The organism is Dendronalium sp. ChiSLP03b (genome assembly GCF_034531165.2).
Lineage (GTDB): Bacteria > Cyanobacteriota > Cyanobacteriia > Cyanobacteriales > Nostocaceae > Dendronalium > Dendronalium minutum.
This window is the reverse complement of record NZ_JAVRBR020000054.1, coordinates 1-19758: the sequence shown is the minus strand read 5'-3', so window position 1 is coordinate 19758 and position 19758 is coordinate 1. Positions and strand designations below refer to the sequence as shown.

General features: G+C 42.0%; 16 protein-coding genes. 11 read left to right on the top strand and 5 right to left on the bottom strand.

Going from position 1 to position 19758, the window contains the following annotated elements; all coding sequences use genetic code 11:
• Positions 1-47: 47 nt before the first annotated feature.
• From RMY31_RS13975 to RMY31_RS13965, 3 genes are all read left to right on the top strand, one after another.
• A complete protein-coding gene (locus RMY31_RS13975) occupies positions 48-836 on the top strand; it encodes a hypothetical protein (protein WP_322664416.1) in 789 nt (262 codons plus the stop codon).
• Positions 833-2515: a hypothetical protein gene (locus RMY31_RS13970; RefSeq protein ID WP_322664415.1), complete on the top strand. Its 1683-nt coding sequence runs from the start codon at positions 833-835 to the stop codon at positions 2513-2515. The genes RMY31_RS13975 and RMY31_RS13970 overlap by 4 nt, the downstream gene beginning before the upstream one ends.
• Before the next feature lie 455 nt (positions 2516-2970).
• Positions 2971-5388, top strand: coding sequence for a PAS domain S-box protein (locus RMY31_RS13965; RefSeq protein ID WP_322664413.1), 2418 nt, complete (start codon positions 2971-2973; stop codon positions 5386-5388).
• A gap of 105 nt (positions 5389-5493) precedes the next feature.
• Here RMY31_RS13965 and RMY31_RS13960 read toward each other — a convergent pair whose 3' ends face one another.
• Positions 5494-5688 (bottom strand): hypothetical protein, encoded by a 195-nt coding sequence (locus RMY31_RS13960; RefSeq protein WP_322664411.1) that lies wholly within the window; start codon positions 5686-5688, stop codon positions 5494-5496.
• 170 nt (positions 5689-5858) lie between these two features.
• Between RMY31_RS13960 and RMY31_RS13955 the strand changes: the two genes are divergently transcribed.
• The 5 genes from RMY31_RS13955 (at position 5859) to RMY31_RS13935 (ending at position 12896) form a co-directional block, all read left to right on the top strand.
• The gene (locus RMY31_RS13955; protein WP_322664409.1) at positions 5859-9200 is read left to right on the top strand and encodes a PAS domain-containing protein; all 3342 of its coding nucleotides are present in this window, start codon (positions 5859-5861) and stop codon (positions 9198-9200) included.
• A gap of 506 nt (positions 9201-9706) precedes the next feature.
• Positions 9707-10204 (top strand): response regulator, encoded by a 498-nt coding sequence (locus RMY31_RS13950; protein WP_322664407.1) that lies wholly within the window; start codon positions 9707-9709, stop codon positions 10202-10204.
• Positions 10170-12068: a response regulator gene (locus tag RMY31_RS13945; protein WP_322664405.1), complete on the top strand. Its 1899-nt coding sequence runs from the start codon at positions 10170-10172 to the stop codon at positions 12066-12068. Before RMY31_RS13950 ends, RMY31_RS13945 begins: the two co-directional genes overlap by 35 nt.
• Before the next feature lie 218 nt (positions 12069-12286).
• Entirely contained in the window at positions 12287-12667 is a 381-nt protein-coding gene (locus tag RMY31_RS13940; protein ID WP_409877943.1) for a nuclear transport factor 2 family protein, read from the top strand.
• On the top strand, positions 12645-12896 hold the full coding sequence (locus tag RMY31_RS13935) for a hypothetical protein (RefSeq protein ID WP_322664403.1): 252 nt from the start codon (positions 12645-12647) through the stop codon (positions 12894-12896). The genes RMY31_RS13940 and RMY31_RS13935 overlap by 23 nt, the downstream gene beginning before the upstream one ends.
• A gap of 133 nt (positions 12897-13029) precedes the next feature.
• On the opposite strand, the gene pyrR is transcribed toward RMY31_RS13935, so the two are convergent.
• The 3 genes from pyrR to RMY31_RS13920 form a co-directional block, all read right to left on the bottom strand.
• Entirely contained in the window at positions 13030-13566 is a 537-nt protein-coding gene (gene pyrR, locus RMY31_RS13930) for a bifunctional pyr operon transcriptional regulator/uracil phosphoribosyltransferase PyrR (protein WP_322664401.1), read from the bottom strand.
• Between the two features lie 97 nt (positions 13567-13663).
• Positions 13664-14635 (bottom strand): adenosylcobinamide-phosphate synthase CbiB, encoded by a 972-nt coding sequence (gene cbiB, locus RMY31_RS13925; RefSeq protein ID WP_322664399.1) that lies wholly within the window; start codon positions 14633-14635, stop codon positions 13664-13666.
• A gap of 77 nt (positions 14636-14712) precedes the next feature.
• A complete protein-coding gene (locus RMY31_RS13920) occupies positions 14713-15156 on the bottom strand; it encodes an Rrf2 family transcriptional regulator (RefSeq protein WP_322664397.1) in 444 nt (147 codons plus the stop codon).
• A gap of 471 nt (positions 15157-15627) precedes the next feature.
• Between RMY31_RS13920 and RMY31_RS13915 the strand changes: the two genes are divergently transcribed.
• Together RMY31_RS13915 and RMY31_RS13910 are read left to right on the top strand one after the other, a co-directional pair.
• Entirely contained in the window at positions 15628-16041 is a 414-nt protein-coding gene (locus tag RMY31_RS13915) for an AbrB family transcriptional regulator (RefSeq protein ID WP_322664395.1), read from the top strand.
• Positions 16042-16051: 10 nt separating this feature from the next.
• The gene (locus RMY31_RS13910; RefSeq protein ID WP_409877942.1) at positions 16052-16303 is read left to right on the top strand and encodes a hypothetical protein; all 252 of its coding nucleotides are present in this window, start codon (positions 16052-16054) and stop codon (positions 16301-16303) included.
• Here RMY31_RS13910 and RMY31_RS13905 read toward each other — a convergent pair.
• Positions 16290-18194, bottom strand: a complete 1905-nt coding sequence (locus tag RMY31_RS13905; RefSeq protein WP_322664391.1) for a chloride channel protein — start codon at positions 18192-18194, stop codon at positions 16290-16292. The two genes, RMY31_RS13910 and RMY31_RS13905, sit on opposite strands and share 14 nt — an antisense overlap.
• 694 nt (positions 18195-18888) lie before the next feature.
• On the opposite strand from RMY31_RS13905, the gene RMY31_RS13900 reads away from it, so the two are divergent.
• Positions 18889-19275, top strand: a complete 387-nt coding sequence (locus tag RMY31_RS13900; RefSeq protein ID WP_322664390.1) for a hypothetical protein — start codon at positions 18889-18891, stop codon at positions 19273-19275.
• The last annotated feature ends 483 nt before the right edge of the window (positions 19276-19758 follow it).

The window sequence follows — 19758 nt, the reverse complement described above, 5'->3', positions numbered from 1 at the left end:
CATGGCGCGTCTCTAAACAATTTCACGAGATTAAATAGGAATTATATATGGATTTGATTATTGTTGGCGATCGCGGCGATCGTTTCGCCATTGAAATTGTCAATTTCGCCAAACAAAAAGGATTTGTTGCCGAAATTCTCGATGTATGCAAAGCAGCACAGTTGTTCACAGTTAGCATTGATTCTGGATGTGCAATTGTGACTCCTGACATTCCTGTTCTACTGCGGATGCCAGCACCATCTACTATTCGTGAAGACTTCGATACTTCATTTCAGTATGGTGAGTGTCTGGCAACTTTATGGGCGGCGGCTGCACTCATGAAATCAACTGTTATCAATCGCCCCACTCCCTTCAGTGCTTGGGGACGTGCAGCAAATTCCTCAGTTCTCACTTCACACAGAGCCGGTTTGAGTCCCAAGGGTATGGAAGTTTTCTCATTGTATCCCCCCGCCCCACCCCAGGAACTTGTGAACCAACAATGGAATGTGCAGGATCTGACAACATTTATAGATACCCCGTGGCCAGAAATTCCTGAAGGTGAAGGGCCTTATCGCGCTCATTACTCAGATTCTGACCCAGCTTACGAGATGGTTGTTGTTTTGGGCGAGCAAGCTTGGCGTTGCACAACAGCACCATTAGAGCATTTACAACTTGAACGCCAAAGTATCTCCATAATTCAACGGCTGGAAATGACATTTGGAGTTGTTATCTGGAGCATTTCCCCCAATTTAGAGAATTCTACTCTATTTCGCGTCAATCCATTTCCATCAATGCAACAAGTACAGTTTGTCTGGCATTTCTTAGCACCAGCACTTATTAAGGCTTTCTTCCCATGATTTACGCAATTGGACTTGACTCAGATCGCACTTTCTGTCATTTCGTATCCCAAGCTACTCGGCGTGGTATCCAAATACAAGCAATCAACCTGCGAGCTGTAGTTCTGGAAGGAGACTGGCACTTAACCCTCCCTGACGATGGATGTAGTTACATCAGGGTTGCAGGAGAAAAATACAAACTCGATCCCCAAGGTTCCTACTATTGCCGCATTATCGACCTTTCATCTGTGCAATCTGATTTTAGCTTAGCAATGCGTTGGCGCGGTTTAATGACAGCTCTAACTGCATGGCTAGAATATATTCCAGGCACAGTTATTAATCGTCCTGGTGGTCGTTCTGACAACTTCTCTAAGCCACTGCACGAGTATTGCTTGCAATACTCTGGTTTCCAAGTTCCAGCCAGTATTACCAGTTCTAATGCCGAAAAGTTAGCTGCTTTTGCCGCCGAATCAACAACAATTGTCAAGACTACATCTGGTATTCGCGCTGACAGTCGGCTAGTACAACCAGAAGAATTTATCGACTTTCACCCCTCTCAAGGGCCTGTGCATTTACAAAGATATATTGCTGGTGTAGATGTTCGGGCGCATGTAGTCGGTAATAGCATTCATGCTGAGTTGATTCGCTGCTTGGAAGTTGACTACCGCCAGTCATTTGAAGATGCCGATTATGCAGCTTTTCAATTACCTGAGTCTTTATGCCAGCAAATTGTTGATGCCACTGCTGCCTTTGGGTTAAAGTTTGCTGGGTGGGATTTTAAAGTGACTGATGATAACCAATTCTGGTGTCTGGAAGTCAATCCCATGCCAGGATATGACGGCTACGATAAAAGAGCTGATGGTCAGATTACCGATTCATTATTGGCACTGCTAATGAATGGCGATGCTGCGGAGAATGATGCCAGAGTATTTTCTGTGCAATCAAAGAGTATTTATCCCAGTCAGCCTCAAGAAATTTTCACAGAAGAAATTCTCGTAGCAGAAATTTTGACAAAAGCACAGTGTGAAAAAGTTTGGGCTGGTATTCATGACCTAAAGCAGTTTTGGATTCAAAGAGGAAAAGCTAATTTTTTCACTTTAGGAGCAGCCAGCTATCTCGATTTTTCGGAACTAGCTGATATAAATAATGATTATTATCAGAGAGCAAAAAAATATAATCTAATTCTCCAGCAAAATTTTAGTTGGCTTTATCAACTAATTCAAGATGCTATTGAGCAAAATTTAAAAGCATCAACTAAATATACAGAAAGTTTTGCTATTCCAGGATTTCATATTTGGCAATTTCCAGCAATCTTTACTAAGCCAACAGCATCAGTTCACTTTGATTTGCAATATCAAAATCTTAAATGGCAGGACGTGAATAAAGTTGATTTTACTCGTTCGATTTCATTTACATTGCCGATTAAACTTCCTCACTGTGGCGGTGGCTTGAATGTTTGGCATTTAAAGTATGAGGAATTTGTCGATGCCTATAATCGAGGCCTTGTTACGCAAGTAGAAGAGATGCAAAGTTCCAGAAAGCAAACTTTCCATGCCTACGAAACTGGCAAAATTGTCATCCACTCTGGTCATTCACTTCATCAAATTGCACCTGTTGAGCAAGTTTATATGGATGATGAGAGAATTACGTTACAAGGACATGGAATCTATTACGATGGTGAATGGCAACTCTATTGGTGAAACTACTACAATAGCAGTCCTATTTGATTTGTTAGAATTGAAAGCCATAAATACCCGACTTTTCAAAGAAGTTGGGTATCTTATTTTTCACGAATGATTTAGGATTGCTGTAGCACAAATCAATTCCAAATAGGTTGGACACTAATAGTAAATTTTGTAATGACGATTAGGAGTAGTTACCATATAATAGCGATATAATGAAAACATTTTACAAGTTTTTTCTTAATACTTTTAAATAATTTTGAGAGTAACTTCATTCAGGTAAGTGCTAAGAAGGCTTGATTGACCGGGGAGCAAATTTCTCATTTGAGCTACCAATATGGTAGATGTGTATGGTATTTAAAACCAGACTCATCGCATGTACCTCACTCTTATACCTTCCCTGCTTCATACATTTAAATAACTGTGAGCAACACGAGGGTAATTTGTAATTCACTAATCGTAGGAAAAATTTGATGCAATCTTCAGTGTGTAACCATGAAGCAGCAAGGCTTGAGGCTCTCCATAAGTATCAAATTCTCGACACTGCGCCGGAACAAGCATTCGACGATTTGGTGTCCTTAGCCGCGCAGATGTGTGACACACCAATAGCCTTGATTAATTTGATTGACGCTAACCGTCATTGGTTCAAAGCCAAAGTAGGGTTGGATATCCAGGAAATACCCGTAGATCTAGCGTTGTGTCGATTTTGTATCCAGCAAAAAAAGACTTTGATTGTTCCCGACATCTTGGCCGACGAACGGTTTGCAAAAGAAATAATAGTCACCTCAGAACCTTACGCGAGATTTTATGTTGGCGTACCTTTGATAGTACCAGGAGGGCAAGCGATCGGTACGCTGTGTGTGATAGACCGCACACCACGCCAAATCAGTCAAAAGCAAGTGGAAGCACTGCAATCGATTAGCCGTTTGGTAGTTAGACAACTAGAGATCCGGCGAAATTTAGGGGAGCTAGCAAGCATCAAAACAGAGTATAAGCAGACACAAGAAGCACTACACCAAAGCGAGTGTATTCTCCACAGTTTCTTCAACAGTGCGCCGATGATGATGGGAATCGTGGAATTGGTGGATAATGACATATTGCATATTGCTGATAACCTTGCTACAGCTAAATTTTTTGGACTCACTCCAGAAGCAATGCAAAATCGCCTAGCGCGAGAAATGGGTGCGACAGACAAGCATTTGAGCCAGTGGATTCATTATTACCGTCAGGCAGAACGTACCCAATCACCTGTTAGGTTTGAATATTCTTTCGATACTCCCCAAGGACAAATATGGCTATCGGCAACAGTCTCGCCGATCGCAATTAGCTCTAGTAAGCATCCAAAATTTGCTTATATAGTTGAAGATATAAGTCAACGCAAGCAAGCAGAACATCAGATCCGCGAACAAGCGGCATTGCTGGATATCACTACAGATGCAATTGTCGTGCAAGATTTGTCCAACAAAATTTTATTTTGGAATAAAAGTGCCGAGAATATTTACGGCTGGAAGGCAGAAGAAGCTATAAATAAAAATGCCAATCAGCTATTCTACAGCAAAGCCTTGCCGCAGTACCGAGAAATTTACAACAGCGTCTTAAAAAATGGCTCTTGGCGAGGAGAATTGCAAAAAATTAGCAAATCTAGGACAGAAATCACAGTTGAAAGTCGCTGGACACTGGTACTTGATGAGCATTCTCAAGCCAAATCGATATTAGTTGTTGACACAGATATTACCCAGAAAAAACAACTGGAAAAGCAATTTCTCCGCACTCAACGAATGGAGAGTATTGGTACTCTTGCCAGTGGTATTGCTCACGATTTAAATAATGTGTTGTCACCAATTGTCATGTCAGTGCAATTGCTCAAAAATAAATGCAGCGATCGCAATACTCAGCAGATACTTTCAATCGTAGAAAGCAACGCCAAACGTGGTGCGAACTTAGTCAAACAAGTGTTATCCTTTGTGCGGGGAATCGAAGGCGATCGCACAGTGCTTCAAATAAAGCATTTGATTTTAGAAATGCAGCAAATCGTCCAACAAACATTCCCCAAAACAATTGTCATTACTACAGAAATCCAGACAGACTTGTTTTCTGTTTGCGGTGATAGTACCCAATTGCATCAAGTACTCATGAACTTGTGCCTCAATGCTCGTGATGCTATGCCAGATGGTGGGAACTTGTCAATCACGGCAGAGAATATTTTTATTGATAAAAACTATACAATCATGCATCTTGATGCCCAAGTTGGAACTTACATCGTTCTGACTATCAGTGATACAGGATTAGGCATTAAAAATGAATTATTAGATAAAATTTTTGAACCATTTTTTACCACTAAACAATTTAGTAATGGTACAGGACTAGGACTGTCAACAGTACTGGGAATTATTAAAGGGCATGGTGGTTTTATCACAGTGTCAAGTTGCGTAGGTAAAGGCACAAAATTTAAGGTATATCTGCCAGCTGTGCATACAGATACAAACCAGTCATTAGAGAATATAGAAATGCCAACCGGATATGGTGAATGGATTTTAGTAGTCGATGACGAAGCTGCTATTCGAGAGATAACCACCTCTCTGGAAAATCATAATTACAAAACGATTAATGCTAGCGATGGCGTGGAAGCAATGGCAATTTACGCTCAACATCAAGATAAAATTAGCGCAGCGATTATCGATACGATCGTGCCGAATATGGATGGAGCAACGACTATTTGTGCATTACAAAATATAAATCCGCAACTACCGATAATTGCTGTCAGCGGATTAGCAACAAGCGAGCAGATACCAATTAATCAAGCATCTGGGTACATAGCCTTTTTGCCTAAACCTTATACAGTGCAGGAATTATTGAGACTTTTGCATACAGTTCTTCAATATGACTCCTGAACGCCAGTTTGCACGACGAGGAGGCAGTCTCGTGGTAAGGCAGCGCGGTCTTGGGGTCTCCCCAAGTGGAGCATCTGGCGTGGTTTCCCCCATGAGCGACTGCCGTTAGCGCAGCGAAGCGCGAGTCTTCTCCCAAGGGGAGACGCTACGCGAACGAGTGTCAAGGCTCTGCCGACTTGAGAGAACTGGCGTGAGGTTACCTCCGTTGAAGTAACTGCCGTCGGCAAAGCCGACTTGTTCGCTCTTAGCATTCCCGTAGACACAAAGCGGCTTGCCGCAGACTAGGGTAAGAACTGCCATGGGAACCCCCGCAACCAACTGGCTCCTGCTGATTCCCCAATCAAGAGCGTGTTGCACTCAACTGAGAACCACTATAAAAGATTAAGTTTTCATCCTTCATTCTTCATCCTTTATTCTTCATCCCTTATCTTTTCTTAGACTATGAATTAACGTCTCTTGAATCTTGACTCATGACTCAGAAAGATTCTGCCCTGATTCTGGTTGTAGACGATGACGATTTGACAAGAATGCATCTATGCGAGTTGATGAAACAAGCAGGATATCAGGTAGTAGAAGCGAGTAACGGTTACGAAGCACTTACTACCTACAATCGCCTACACCCAAATATAGTGCTGTTAGATGCTATGATGCCGATGATGGATGGGTTTACTTGCTGCGCTAAATTGCAAGCACTCCCCATTGCTGAAAGAGTACCCGTGTTAATGATTACGGCTCTTTACGATCAAGCATCTGTAGAGCGAGCTTTTGCTGTGGGTGCAACTGATTTTATTACTAAACCAATTCATGGATCGGTATTGTCTCAAAGGGTACGCCGTCTTTTAGAAGCTAATCGCACAATGCAGCAATTGCGCCAGCAAACTGAGCAAGCGCAACTGCGGGAGACCCAACTGAGGATGGCATTGGAGGCAGCCCACATGGGCATCTGGAACTGGGATCTCCAGACCCACGAAATTACTTGCTCGGATAACCTAGAAGCACTTTACGGTTTAGAAAAAGGCACTTACGATCGCACCTATGCAGCATTGATTAACTGCGTTCATCCTCAAGAGCGTGATTTTGTCAAACGCATGAATCAGAAGGCGATTCGCGAAGGAACAGACTATGACATCGAATTTCGAGTTGTTTTACCCGATGGCAGCATTCGTTGGCTAGCCAGCAAAGGAGTAGTCTTTCATGATGCCTCTGGCTTGGCTGTGCGAATATCTGGGGTAGACATGGATATTACCAAGCGCAAGCAAGCAGAGGAAGCGTTGGAAATTCATGCAAACCAACAGCGGCTAGTAGCAGAACTCAGTCAAATGGCACTGGCTGGTACAGATTTGACTACACTAATGAACTCATGTGTAAAACTCATTGCCCAATGCCTGAAGGTTGAATATTGCAAAGTTTTGGAGCTACTGCCAGATGGTAATGCATTACTACTGCGAGCAGGAGTAGGTTGGCAACCTGGGCTTGTGGGACAAGCAACTGTCAGCACTGGTATGGATTCGCAAGCTGGCTACACCTTGTTTTCTCAAGGTCCAGTGATTGTCAGCAATCTTCGCACAGAAACGCGATTTAATGGACCACCACTGCTGCATCACCATCAAGTAATCAGTGGTATCAGCGTTGTTATTCATGGCAAAGAGCATCCTTTTGGAGTCCTAGGGGCACACACCATCACTAAACACACCTTCACCAAAGATGATATTTCTTTTCTCCAAGCTATTGCTAATGTGCTGGCAACAGCTATTGAGCGCCAACGAGTTGAAGATGCACTCAAAAAAAGTGAAGAACGTGCTTTATTGGCTGTGCGGGGTAACAATGATGGCATCTGGGACTGGAACCTAAGAACGAATGAAGTGTTTTTTTCAACGCGTTGGAAGGAAATGCTCGGTTACGAAGACAACGAGATTTCTAACAATTTGGATCAATGGCTGACAAGGATACATGCAGATGATATTGGTTCGGTAACGCAAGCAATTGCTGACCACTTTGCCAAGAAAACACCGTTTTACATCAGTGAGCATCGAGTTTGGTGTAAAAATAACACATACAAGTGGATTTTAGATCGCGGTCAGGCAGTGTGGGATGCAGATGGCAATGTAGTGCGGATGACAGGTTCTCATACAGATGTGACTGAGCGCAAACTAGCAGAAGAACAACTACGTCAAAGTGAAGAGCGTTTCCAGATAGTTGCCCGTGCTACCAATGATGCTTTGTGGGACTGGGATTTGCTGACTAATAAAGTGTGGTGGAATCAATCTGTACAGACATTGTTTGGTTACTCAGTCGAGGAAATAAATTTCGCTTTCAACTGGTGGTGTGAACACATACATCCAGACGATGTGCAGAGAATCATGTCTGACATCAATCGTGCGATCGCTAACGCTGAACAATTTTGGTCGAGCGAATATCGTTTTCGCCGCAGTGACGGTTCTTATGCCGACATTTTCGATCGCAGTTATGTTGTTCGCGATCATACAGGCAAACCACTGCGGATGATTGGCGCGATGATGGACATTAGCCATCGCAAGCAAGCACACGCAGAACTAGAACGCCAAAATTTGCGATCGCAACTATTTGCCGATATCACTCTGAAGATTCGCCAATCTTTACAAATCGATGAAATTCTCCAAACCAGTGTCACAGAGGTACAAAAAGTACTGCAAGCAGACCGTGTATTAATCTTGCGGCTGAAATCTAATTACTCTTTCATGGTACTCAAAGAAGCTGTAGTTCCCGATTTACCCGTCTTCGTCGGACAGTTGATTACAGACCCTTGCTTTGGAGAAGATTACATCGAGCAATACCGTCAGGGGCGAATTAGCTCTATTGCCGACATCGAACAAGCTAATATCCAACCTTGCCACATCGAATTACTACGACAATTCGGCGTTAAAGCTAACCTTGTTGTGCCGATTTTCTTAAAAAATCAACTTTGGGGGCTGCTGATTGCCCATCAGTGCGCTCATTCCCGCCAGTGGACAAACTGGGAAATCGATCTTTTGCAACAACTGGCAGATCAAATAGGTATTGCCCTAGCTCAGAGCCTGATCCTAGAAAAAGAAACTCGACAGCGGCAAGAACTCGCCCGTTCTAATGAAGAACTGCAACAATTTGCCTTCATCGCCTCCCACGATTTACAAGAACCACTGCGGAAAATTAAGACCTTCGGCGAACGACTCAAAACCACCTGTGGCGACTCCTTAAACGAACAGGGACGTGATTATCTAGAACGGATGCAGAATGCAACCTTGAGGATGCAGAATTTGATAGAAGACTTATTGACACTTTCGCGTGTCACCACTAGGACACAACCTTTTGTGTTAATCAATTTGGCAGAGATTGCCCAAGAGGTATTGTCCGATTTAGAAGTGCGTATTCAGCAAAGTGGGGGACGTGTAGAGATAAGTGAGTTACCTACAATTAAAGCCGATCCTTTACAGATGAGGCAATTACTGCAAAATTTAATCGGCAATGCCCTAAAATTCCACCGCCAACAAGTACCACCTATTGTCAAAATTTATGGCCAACTTTTAAACCATCAATCAGATAAAGTTGCTGTCGGTTCCGAAATGTGTGAAATAGTTGTAGAAGATAATGGTATTGGTTTTGAGGAAAAGTATATCGATCGCATCTTCAATATTTTTCAACGATTACATGGTCGCCAAGAATACGAAGGTACAGGCATCGGCTTAGCTATCTGCCGAAAAATTGTCGAACGTCATCATGGGAGTATAACTGCACAAAGCAAACCAGGGCAAGGAGCAAAATTTATTGTCATATTGGCAGTTAATTCCCATTCATAATTTTTCTTACTGGAGAGGGATTACTACAAGACCCTAAAATAGGGTTTATTGTACAACTATGCCCAGCAATTCGTGGCTATTTCATAATTAAGTAGAAGGCAGTGCCAATGACAAAATTTTCGCCGCCATGCATGAAAAAGGGACAAGAAGAGAAGTCACCCAGAGGAAAACCTCCTTGCGAACTTCGGACAGACAAGGTAAAAATTCACCTTATTCCCTACTCCCCAATGCCACTTGCTATCCTGTGGGAAGGCGTTTTGCCCATAACGCGATGAACACGCGCAACGCTGTGGCTCCTCCCTACTCCCTATTTTCAAGACAGACACGCATAGGCAAATAATCCACAACGAAGGCATGAAAATATCTCTTTCTAGTTCCCAGTCCCTATTTTCAAGACAGAAGGAAAAGTGTTAAAAGCAAGGAGTTTCTCTAGTTGGTGTTTTACATTTAATTATGTCAATCTACTTAATTGATACTAATAACCAGTCTAAAGGAGACAATTTAGAGTGAATGGTCGGCAATCAACCGTCACAATCTTAATGGCTGATGATGATGAAGAAGACAGCATGTTAGTGCGTGAGGCATTGGCAGAAAGTCAATTGTCAATCGAACTGTATATTGTCAAGAATGGTGAAGAGTTGATGGATTATCTGTATAACCGCGGTCAGTATACAGAAAAAAGCAATGCTCCACGTCCTGGTTTAATTTTGTTAGATTTGAATATGCCTAAAAAAGACGGTCTGGAGGTGCTAAGAGATATTAAAACCGACCCGTACCTGCGGCAAATTCCTGTGGTAGTTTTAACAACCTCAAGTGCAGAAGAAGATATTTATTATACCTACGATTTAGGTGCAAATTCCTTCATCATCAAGCCAGTAACGTTTGACTCCTTAGTTGAAGTGATGCAAGCCGTAGGAAAGTATTGGTTTGAAATTGTGGAGTTGCCGCTAGAAGCAGTGGGAGGCAGAAATGGACAACAGCCGCATCAGAGTTCTTCTAGTTGATGATGATGAAGATGATTATATTTTAACTAGTAATTGGTTTGGTGAATTTCAGGTAGCTAGCTGTGAGTTGGAATGGATAGATAATTATGCAGCTGCCAAAGCAGCGATCGCTCATAAAAACCATGATATATATCTTGTAGACTACCGTTTAGGAATACACAACGGACTAGAACTATTACGCGAAGCGATCGCTGATGGATGTTCTGCCCCCATAATTTTACTAACAGGTCAAGGAGACAGGGAAATTGACCTAGAGGCGATGAAAGCGGGAGCAGCAGATTACCTAGAAAAAAATCAACTGGCTCAAGTTGGAGCGCCTTTGCTAGAGCGTTCGATCCGTTACGCAATTGAGCGCAAACAAACAGAACAGAAAATCCGCGAACAAGCTGCTTTACTCGATGTTGCCACTGATGCGATTTTTGTGCGCGATTTAGACGAGCAAATTTTATATTGGAACAAAGCTGCTGAACGTCTGTACGGTTGCAAACAAGAGGAAGCTATTGGGAAAAAAACGCAAGAACTATGGCAAGAAAATAATTTATCACAATTGCAAGAAGCTCTCCAGTTACTGATGAAAAATGGCTCGTGGGAAGGAGAACTACATCAAAAAACAAAATCCCATAAAGAAATCACTATAGAAAGCCGTTGGACATTAGTACAATTCGGTAAAAAACTACAATGTATCCTGATTGTTAACACTGATATTACGCAAAAAAAACAACTGGAAGCTCAATTTCTCCGCGCTCAGCGATTAGAAAGTATTGGCACATTGGCAAGTGGGATTGCCCACGACCTTAATAATGTTCTTGCTCCCATTTTGATGACAGCGCAACTTTTAGAGACACAAATTCCTGATGAGCGTTCTCGGCGATTGTTGCCGATATTGATTACTAATGCTAAACGGGGAGCTAATTTAGTCAAGCAAGTACTGTCATTTACTCGTGGCGTTCAAGGAGAACGCACTCTTTTGCAATTAAAGCACTTAGTCAGAGAAATTCAGCAAATTGTCAAAGAAACCTTCCCCAAATCAATAGAAGTTTCTACCAAAATTTCACCAAATCTTGGGACTGTATCTGGCGATGTCACTCAACTGCATCAAGTATTAATGAATCTCTGCGTCAATGCTCGAGATGCCATGCCTAATGGCGGAAAATTAAAAATTTCTTTAGAAAACCTTTTGATTGATGAGAATTACGCCAAAATGAATCTTGATGCTACAGTTGGCCCTTATATTGTAATTAACGTTAGTGATACTGGAGTTGGGATTCGACCAGAAATCTTAGAGCGAATATTTGAGCCATTTTTTACCACTAAAGAACTTGGCAAAGGTACTGGACTTGGTCTTTCAACAGTACTTGGTATCGTTAAAAGCCATGGCGGTTTTATTAACGTATACAGTGAAGAGGGCAGAGGTAGCCAATTTAAGATTTATTTACCAGCACAAGAAGCAACAGAAACTATAGAAGAAACCGAACCGGAATTACCTCAAGGCAATGGAGAGTTAATTTTAGTTGTGGATGACGAAGCTGCGATTAGAGATATTACTAAAACATCTTTAGAAAACCATAATTACAAAACAATCACAGCCAGTGATGGTATTGAGGCAATAGCTTTGTACGCAGAACATCGGGATAAAATCTCTCTGGTTGTAACAGATATGGTAATGCCATCTATGGACGGTATTACTACTATCCGAACATTGCAAAAAATTAACCCAAATGTCAAAATTATTGCTGTCAGCGGACTAGCAACAAATGATAAAGTCAATGCCGCTTATGAAATAGGCATCAAAGCTTTTTTATCCAAACCTTATACAACTAACCAGTTATTACAAACTATTAATACAGTTACAAACAAGAATTAAATATTAAGTAGGTAGACATAATTAAATGTAAGATGTCATTGCGTTCGCGTAGCGTCTCGTAGAGAGGAGGAACGACGAAGCAATGACAGAACATATTATATTTATTTGCGCCGAGCTACTTGGTAATAAGGACTAATAACAGTAATAAAAATTATCTCATGCAGAATTTTAAAATTATAAGATAATAAATAAATCTTTGATTATAATTAATTATCCTTATGACATCTGAAGTCTTAGCCACTAACACAGCTTTTTACCGAGCTTTTGAAAAAAAAGATATTGAGGCAATGAGTGCTGTATGGTCACAAGGAACTGGTAGTTTTTGTATTCATCCTGGACGCAAAGTTCTACGGGGTTGGAAGGATATTCGTATTTCTTGGGAGCAGATATTTAAAAGCACCGCCTACTTAGAGATTAACGCCGACATAATTACTACCGAAGTGAACGATAATATTGCCTATATAGTCTTAATAGAAAATGTGTTACAAGTGGTTGGTGGTAGGAGAGTGGAAGCACAATCAATGGCTACGAATATATTTCAGCTTCTCGGCAAAAAGTGGTATTTAGTTCATCATCATGGCAGTCCAATCATGCGGTAAGTCAGTCATTAGTACAGACGCGATGCCAGTTGCTACAAGGGGGAGCCACTGCGGTGAGGCAGTCTGGTCTTGGTGGTTACCCCAAAGAGGAACTGCCGTTAGCGTCGCTAACGCTGCGCTAACACAGTCGCCTGCGGAGGGAAACCCTCCCCGAAGTTTGCTTGGAGGGAAACCCTCCTGGCAACTTCTCTCCGCATCGCTGATTCACCGCAACGCACTGGCTCATTAATCGCGTCTGTACAGTTGTCAGTTGTTAGTTGTATGAGGCGCTCTGTGCAGCTTCCTACAGGGTAGGAAGTAGTATCCAAGACTCCGACTTCTTCATCGCGTCCCTTCATCTCCCCCTGACCCTTTCAGCAAACCTAATCCGCAATTAACTCGACTGCATCTCGTCCATCCCAATCTTGGAAGTAAACTTTAACGACTTCTTCTTTAGCAGTAGGCAATTGCTTGCCAATGAAATCCGGGTGAATTGGTAACTCTCTATGGCCTCTATCTACCAATACAGCTAAACGAATCACTTCTGGTCTACCATATTCTGTTACGGCATTCAAAGCAGCGCGAATTGTCCGTCCTTTGAAAATTACATCATCCACCAACACAACTGTTTTCCCTGTAAGGTCAAAAGAAATGTCAGTTTTCGCTGGAGTCCGCAACCCGATTTGGTCGAGATCGTCTCGATAGAATGTAATATCCAAGGCTCCCACCGCCACACCAACACCTTCAAGTACCTCAATCTGACGAGCTAACAATTCGGCCAATAGCACGCCCCTAGTATAAACACCGAGGAACACTAGTTGGGATAAATCGCGCGTTCTTTCAACAATCTGAGAGGCAAGGCGATTCACAGTACGACGAAGGTCTTCTGATGAGAGAATTTCAACTACTTTAGGAGACATAGCTACAGACCGATACCCCTGAGTGATAAGTGATGAGTTAGGAGCTAGGAGTTTTTATTCTTAACTCATAAATGCTAACTTTTCTCTATATTCATCATTACCTGTTTGGGAGTATTAAGAATATAGCGATCGCTGCTCCTAACCACAACAAAAAGCAATATCTTGTCAGTTGCAAAGCTCTTTGAATGTGAGTTGAATTAATGGGATAGATAGCATTTCCTAGCAGGGGTTTTTGTTTGGCTACCCCACGATACCAATTTGTACCCCCCATCTGCACGCCCAAAATAGCAGCATAAGCACACTCACTCCAGCCAGAGTTAGGGCTGGGGTCAGCGACTGCATCCCTTCTACACATCCGCCACACATACAAAGGTTTACCCGATAAAAGCCCCAAGGTCAGCACCGTTAAGCGACAAGGTAACCACGTCAGGCAATCTTCTAACTTGGCACTAAACCATCCCAAATAAGTGTAAGGTGCTTCCCGATAGCCCACCATTGAATCAAGAGTACTGCTAGCTTTATATGCCAAAGCTAAAGAAGTTGGGCCTACACCTGATATACAACCACCAACAATTGAATAAAAAAGTGGAGCCATAACCCCATCAGTAGCATTTTCTGTAACTGTTTCTAAAACGGCTCGTAAAATTTCTGCTTCTGAAAGGTTTTGTGTATCTCGACCAACATAATTACTTAAAATCTTACGAGCTTCCCCTAAATCTCCTGATGTTAAAGGTTCTAAAACAACTACTGCTGCTACTCGTAAACTCCTGAGAGCAAAACAGCTGGCTAAAAGAATGGTTTCTATGGTAATTCCCAACAGCGGATACAAGCATTTGGCAGTTTGAATTATTAGCCAGCCAACACAGCCACTACCAATGATTAAGATAATGCCTAGTACAATTCCAGCTAGTCGTTGTGTTAGAGAATGCTGACATAATTGCAGAGAAAATTTTGTGAAGCGAGAAATTACCCAGCCCATAAACTGCACGGGATGAGGCCAACCCCAAGGATCGCCAATTAAGTAATCTAAAAGTGCAGCAATGATTAAGATGTAGATGTTATTAGTCATTGGTCAATGCTCAGTGGTCAATGGTTAGTAGTCATTAGTCAATGCAAAAACGACTGATAACTGACAACTGACCACTTTTAAACAACAAAACTAGCTTCTTCTCCAAGGGAAGCTTGCCAGCTACGAGCATCGTAATAAAGATCTGCCAGAGTAATACTGTATAAAGCTTCTTTGAGCTTTTGGTTAAGTCTCTGCCAAAGAGTAAATGTTACCCAATCTTCAGCTTGTGTTGGTGTAGGGGTGTGATGATGTAAATGAGTAACAGTTTCGCCGACTGCCTCTAAAATTTGTCCTATAGATATTTGTGCAGGCTCTTTTGCTAGTTGGTATCCCCCAATGCTACCCCGAATTGATTTTACTAACCCAGCGCGGCGCATTTCTATTAGCAATTTCTCTAGGTAAGGAGCCGGGATATCTTGGCGAAACGCGATCGCTCTTACAGATACAGGACCATAACTTGGTTGTAAGCTCAAATCTAACAACGCCTTTACACTATAGTGTCCTCTGGTAGTTAGTTTCATTCTGGCAAGCTTTGTTTATTTGTCAGTTGTTAGTTGTTTATGTCTTCGACTAACCATTAATCATTGACCACTGACCACTGACCAATGATTAATTACTAGGGATCAGTTTTACTTATAGTTTTATGCTCCAATTCGCCAACTGATCTCAGAAAGGATGAAGAGTTAAAGGAAGAGCAGTCTTCACTCGATCCTTCATACTTCGCATTTCATCCTTCAGTTTTAGCGTTACTTTAGAAAACTTAAACAAATATAGTCTAGCAGTAATTTACAAACTATAGATAGTTATCAGCATTCTCTAAAATAGATTGTCTTAAAAATATTGGTAACTGTGCAACAATTCTACCTATGAGTGTAATATACTTGGCTAGGTTGAGATAAAAACTAAAGGATTCTGTTCCTATTTGCTCAACGTCAGCTAAAATAAAATCGATTCAACTACTTCAACCATTCATTCATTTTCGACCTAAGTTGATGCCTAAACATAAAAAAATTGAACCCCTAGTCGGGGAGGATCTGCTCAAAAAAGTCAAAGAGCTAGAGAACCTTAGCAAAGAAGAAAAAGCCAAGCAGTGCGGCTACTATACCGTTACCAAAAATGGTATAGAGCGTGTCAATATGATGAAATTCTTAAATGCCCTAATTGATGCCGAAGGTATTCAGTTGGACAGTGCGCCCAATGCTAATGGACGTGGCGGACGCAGTGCTAGCTATAGAATTAGTGTGCAATCGAACGGTAACTTGCTGATAGGTTCAGCTTATACAAAACAGATGAATCTCAAACCAGGAGATGAGTTTCTCATCACTTTAGGGAAAAAGCATATTCGTCTGAGGCAAGTAGATGCAGATGACAAAGAAGGTCTTGAAATCGCAGAAGCCACAGCTTAATAAATAGTCAATGGTCATTTGTCAGTTGTTAGTTGTGAGGCAGTGCTTTGGGGAGACACTGCGTTGCGGAGCCATTCTCGTGGGCGGCTCTGCCGACTTGAGAGAACTGGCGTGGGGTTCTTCGACTTTTAGACGCGCTCCGCGCGGCTTGCCGTTCGCCCTTGGCGTTCCCGAAGGTAGAGTAGCAACTGCCGTTAGCGATGAAGGAGCGTCACGCGTAAGGGTCAGTTGTTTATCTCTTTTACTGACTACTGACTACTGACTATATCTTTTGTGGGTCGCATTGGCAAATAGTGATGAAGTGCCTTGCGCGTTACTGCCAAGTTGCATGTCAATGCTATTTGCTCTCGTTCTAGCAAACCTAAAATGCGTTCATGGTTGTCTCGTGCTACCACTGGCAACTGATGCAAACCTCGCAGAGTCATGCGGTCTAAAGCTTCAGATAAAGGTTCATCTCGCCAAGCATAAAGGATTTCAGTTGTACAAATATCGATGAGAGTTTGACTGGATAAATTACTCTGGATTTCAGTTGCAGAATTTGGGTGATTTCGCCACAAGGAAAGGGCACGGTTAATATCTTCTAGAGAAAGAATACCAACTAATTGTTCTGCTTCATCAATTACTAAAGCACTACGGCAACGATCGCGGATCATTTCTTTAGCCGCCTCTAACAGATTTAAGGTTGCAAGTAGTTTTTTGGGGCAAGAGAGCATGGCATCTTCTACCAAAATTTGTTGTACAATTTCTGCTTGTTCGTCTTTCAATTCAGCAAGACCAATCTGTTGAAGATTAGAGTTGGGGTTAAAGTTAGGCTTCATCCGCTCTACTAACCAAACACTTAAGCCCACCGCTGCCATTAAAGGTAAAACGATACGGTAGTCACGAGTTAATTCAAATAGCATCAAAATAGCAGTTAACGGTGCTCTGACACTAGCCGCCAAAACTGCTGCCATACCCACCATTGCGTAAGCTGGGGGAGCCGCCATTTGTTCACCAATTATTGGGGCTGCTAGGGCTAAAATTTTGGCGTAAGCCGCTCCAAAAGAAGCACCAAGAAACATCGCTGGTGCAAATAAACCACCAACGAAACCACTACCCGCACTAATTGCAGTTATCAGCAGTTTCACCACCAGCAGTTCAACTAACAAAAGCAGTGAAAACTCCACATCTTGAAGCATTGCTTCCACAGTTTCATAACCAGTGCCTAAAATTTGCGGGAATTGCAAAGCTACTGTGCCAATCATCACGCCGCCAATAACAGGATGAACATACTTGGGAATTCGTCCCAAAAAGTCAAAACCTGCCACACGCCCAGCAAAGCAGGCTTTTGCTAACCGAATTAATTGAGTATATGTAAGAGAAATTAAACTTGCCCCCAAACCTAAGCCAAGATAAAGCGGTAATTCCAGGGGACTACGAACTTGGTAAACAGGTAAAGTAAAAGCAGGTTGTGCGCCCAAACCGATTTGAGCGATTAATGCCGCCACCACTGCGGCTAGCAACACCACACTCACGGCAGAAGTCGCAAAAGATGTAGCTCCCATCACTACTTCTAGAGCAAAAAATACCCCAGCAATTGGAGCATTAAATCCAGCAGCCAATCCAGCAGCAGCGCCAGCGCCTAAAAGTAACCGCTGTCGCTCTTGAGATACTTGTAGTATTAGAGACAACAACATGCCAAAATTTGCGCCAATTTCTACACTTGGGCCTTCTGGCCCCAAAGAAGCACCACTTCCCAAGGAAACAGATGCGGCCAACATTTTTGTGACTGGTCGTAGTTGTTGCTCAATTTCTGTATCTTCAGAGGCAGCGATGAGAGATGAAAGTCCAGGGCCAAAATCTTGAGTGCGCCAGCGCATCAATCCGACGATTAATCCACCAAGGCTGGGAACGCAGGCTAAAGTCCAAGCACCCCAGACACCAATCGCACCCATTAAATTTTCCAGCATCAGGTGGTGAATCAGCTCAATTAAATAGTGAAATGTCACCACACCCATACCAGTGCCACCACCAATTAACATGGCTAAAAACAGCACAACTGTTTCTGGAGATAGTTGAAAACGGTTAATCAACTGTGTTGCGCGGACAGAAGGTGTCGGAAAAGCAGGTTGTTCCGTTACCTTCCTCAAATCGGTGGGAGGCAAGAGAGTCATTGAGAGGCGGGGTAAATGTAAGAAAAAATTTAAATTTTTATCTGTTACTTCTCATTGTGAGCCATTATTTATCAACCAGACAAGTACGTTGAATTGACTTGATTTACAAAGTTTTGGCTAAAAAAAATCATGCTAATCAAAATTTTTGTGGGGAGAATGGTTAAATGGGAGAGAATTAATAGTTAGTAGTCAGCGATCGCCCTTAGAACGCAAGTGAATGCCGACTTATTTTTTGTCAAGACAACACAGTATCTGTAAGCTAAATGGATATACCATAGGCAAGCAGTAAACAGGAGTCATCCTCACCTAAATCTAGCTATACTCGTGTTGCGACCATTGTAGTCATCCTTAGTAGAAATACAATATATGTATAATTAATGGCTAGTACAAGAAGACAGCTATGCTGGAGTAAGACAGCGCAGTGAGTCCAGCACTATTGGTCGGGTTTTCCGACTCAAGTGACTGATGATAGCGCATCGCTGCGCTCGTTCCCAAGCCTCGGAACGAGCGTCACCTAAAGGGCAGAAGGAAAGAAAGCTTAGAGCATAAGCTTTTGCTTTATTTCCAACTATATGTTTATTTCTGTTCTACTGTACTAGTGTCATATCATACTAGCAAATCTACTAAGCTTTGCTGGGAAATTCAATATAGCTATTGTTATAGAGCGAGTAAATAGACTAGGCGGACGAGGTAGATGAATATACACACCTTTGATAATCATTATGTTACTTGCCCAATTTGCCAAAGAAATGCTAAGCCAAAACCAATTAAGACTTACATTGGCTTGTTTACCTGTCCGTATTGCCAGGAAAGAGTAGTAGTCTGTCGCAGCGGCCATTATGTCCGCGATCCTTTTACTCTTAAACAAATAATGATGTGTTCGGCACTACGCCGTCAAAGCAGCCCTCTAGCTAGGATTATAAGAGATTTTGTCCTGTTTAAGCGTCCTATGCTAGCTCTGGCTGTAGGAAGTGCTATTTTCTTGAGCATGATTGCTATAACTCAGCAAAGCACAAGCTATGACCAGCAAATGCTGCCCATAACAGAAAAAATTAAAAAACTAGGGAAAGAATCACCGTAAGTATTTTTTGTAGTATAAAGTATAACTTTTTAAACTTCAGTGATATTATAACGAAAAATACTCTTGTGAAACCGTCTTCTATTTACCTTAAACAGGAGACGATTTCAGCAATAGAAGTGGTATTTTACAAAGAAAGGCAAAAGGCAGCTATTCCAATCAATTATAAAAAGTAGCTGAAGTATGGTAGTTGATGATATCCCTCTTCTGTCACTTTCCGGAGTGAGCTAGTAGTAAATAAGTGAAATCATCCAGAAGCATAACAAGGTTTAAATTGATTCATTGCAGCAATTAAATGATTGAATCCCAGCAATAAATGTTAATTGGGAAAAACATGTGGTCAAGGATACAGCAGTTCCCGGTGTTATGAGGTACAGTAACAGCAATTAGTAAACCAATTTTTTAAATCTTGAGGATTCATTAAGTTGAGTGCAACTGAGATTACTGTATCAACCATTTTTGTTGTAGTTGGAGCAAAACTGCGTA

Coding starts and splice junctions, on each gene's coding strand:
- RMY31_RS13975 (WP_322664416.1), top strand. CDS start 48: ATGGATTTGATTATTGTTGGCGATCGCGGCGATCGTTTCGCCATTGAA.
- RMY31_RS13970 (WP_322664415.1), top strand. CDS start 833: ATGATTTACGCAATTGGACTTGACTCAGATCGCACTTTCTGTCATTTC.
- RMY31_RS13965 (WP_322664413.1), top strand. CDS start 2,971: ATGCAATCTTCAGTGTGTAACCATGAAGCAGCAAGGCTTGAGGCTCTC.
- RMY31_RS13960 (WP_322664411.1), bottom strand. CDS start 5,688: ATGGCAGTTCTTACCCTAGTCTGCGGCAAGCCGCTTTGTGTCTACGGG.
- RMY31_RS13955 (WP_322664409.1), top strand. CDS start 5,859: ATGACTCAGAAAGATTCTGCCCTGATTCTGGTTGTAGACGATGACGAT.
- RMY31_RS13945 (WP_322664405.1), top strand. CDS start 10,170: ATGGACAACAGCCGCATCAGAGTTCTTCTAGTTGATGATGATGAAGAT.
- RMY31_RS13940 (WP_409877943.1), top strand. CDS start 12,287: ATGACATCTGAAGTCTTAGCCACTAACACAGCTTTTTACCGAGCTTTT.
- RMY31_RS13935 (WP_322664403.1), top strand. CDS start 12,645: ATGGCAGTCCAATCATGCGGTAAGTCAGTCATTAGTACAGACGCGATG.
- pyrR (WP_322664401.1), bottom strand. CDS start 13,566: ATGTCTCCTAAAGTAGTTGAAATTCTCTCATCAGAAGACCTTCGTCGT.
- cbiB (WP_322664399.1), bottom strand. CDS start 14,635: ATGACTAATAACATCTACATCTTAATCATTGCTGCACTTTTAGATTAC.
- RMY31_RS13920 (WP_322664397.1), bottom strand. CDS start 15,156: ATGAAACTAACTACCAGAGGACACTATAGTGTAAAGGCGTTGTTAGAT.
- RMY31_RS13915 (WP_322664395.1), top strand. CDS start 15,628: ATGCCTAAACATAAAAAAATTGAACCCCTAGTCGGGGAGGATCTGCTC.
- RMY31_RS13910 (WP_409877942.1), top strand. CDS start 16,052: ATGGTCATTTGTCAGTTGTTAGTTGTGAGGCAGTGCTTTGGGGAGACA.
- RMY31_RS13905 (WP_322664391.1), bottom strand. CDS start 18,194: ATGACTCTCTTGCCTCCCACCGATTTGAGGAAGGTAACGGAACAACCT.
- RMY31_RS13900 (WP_322664390.1), top strand. CDS start 18,889: ATGAATATACACACCTTTGATAATCATTATGTTACTTGCCCAATTTGC.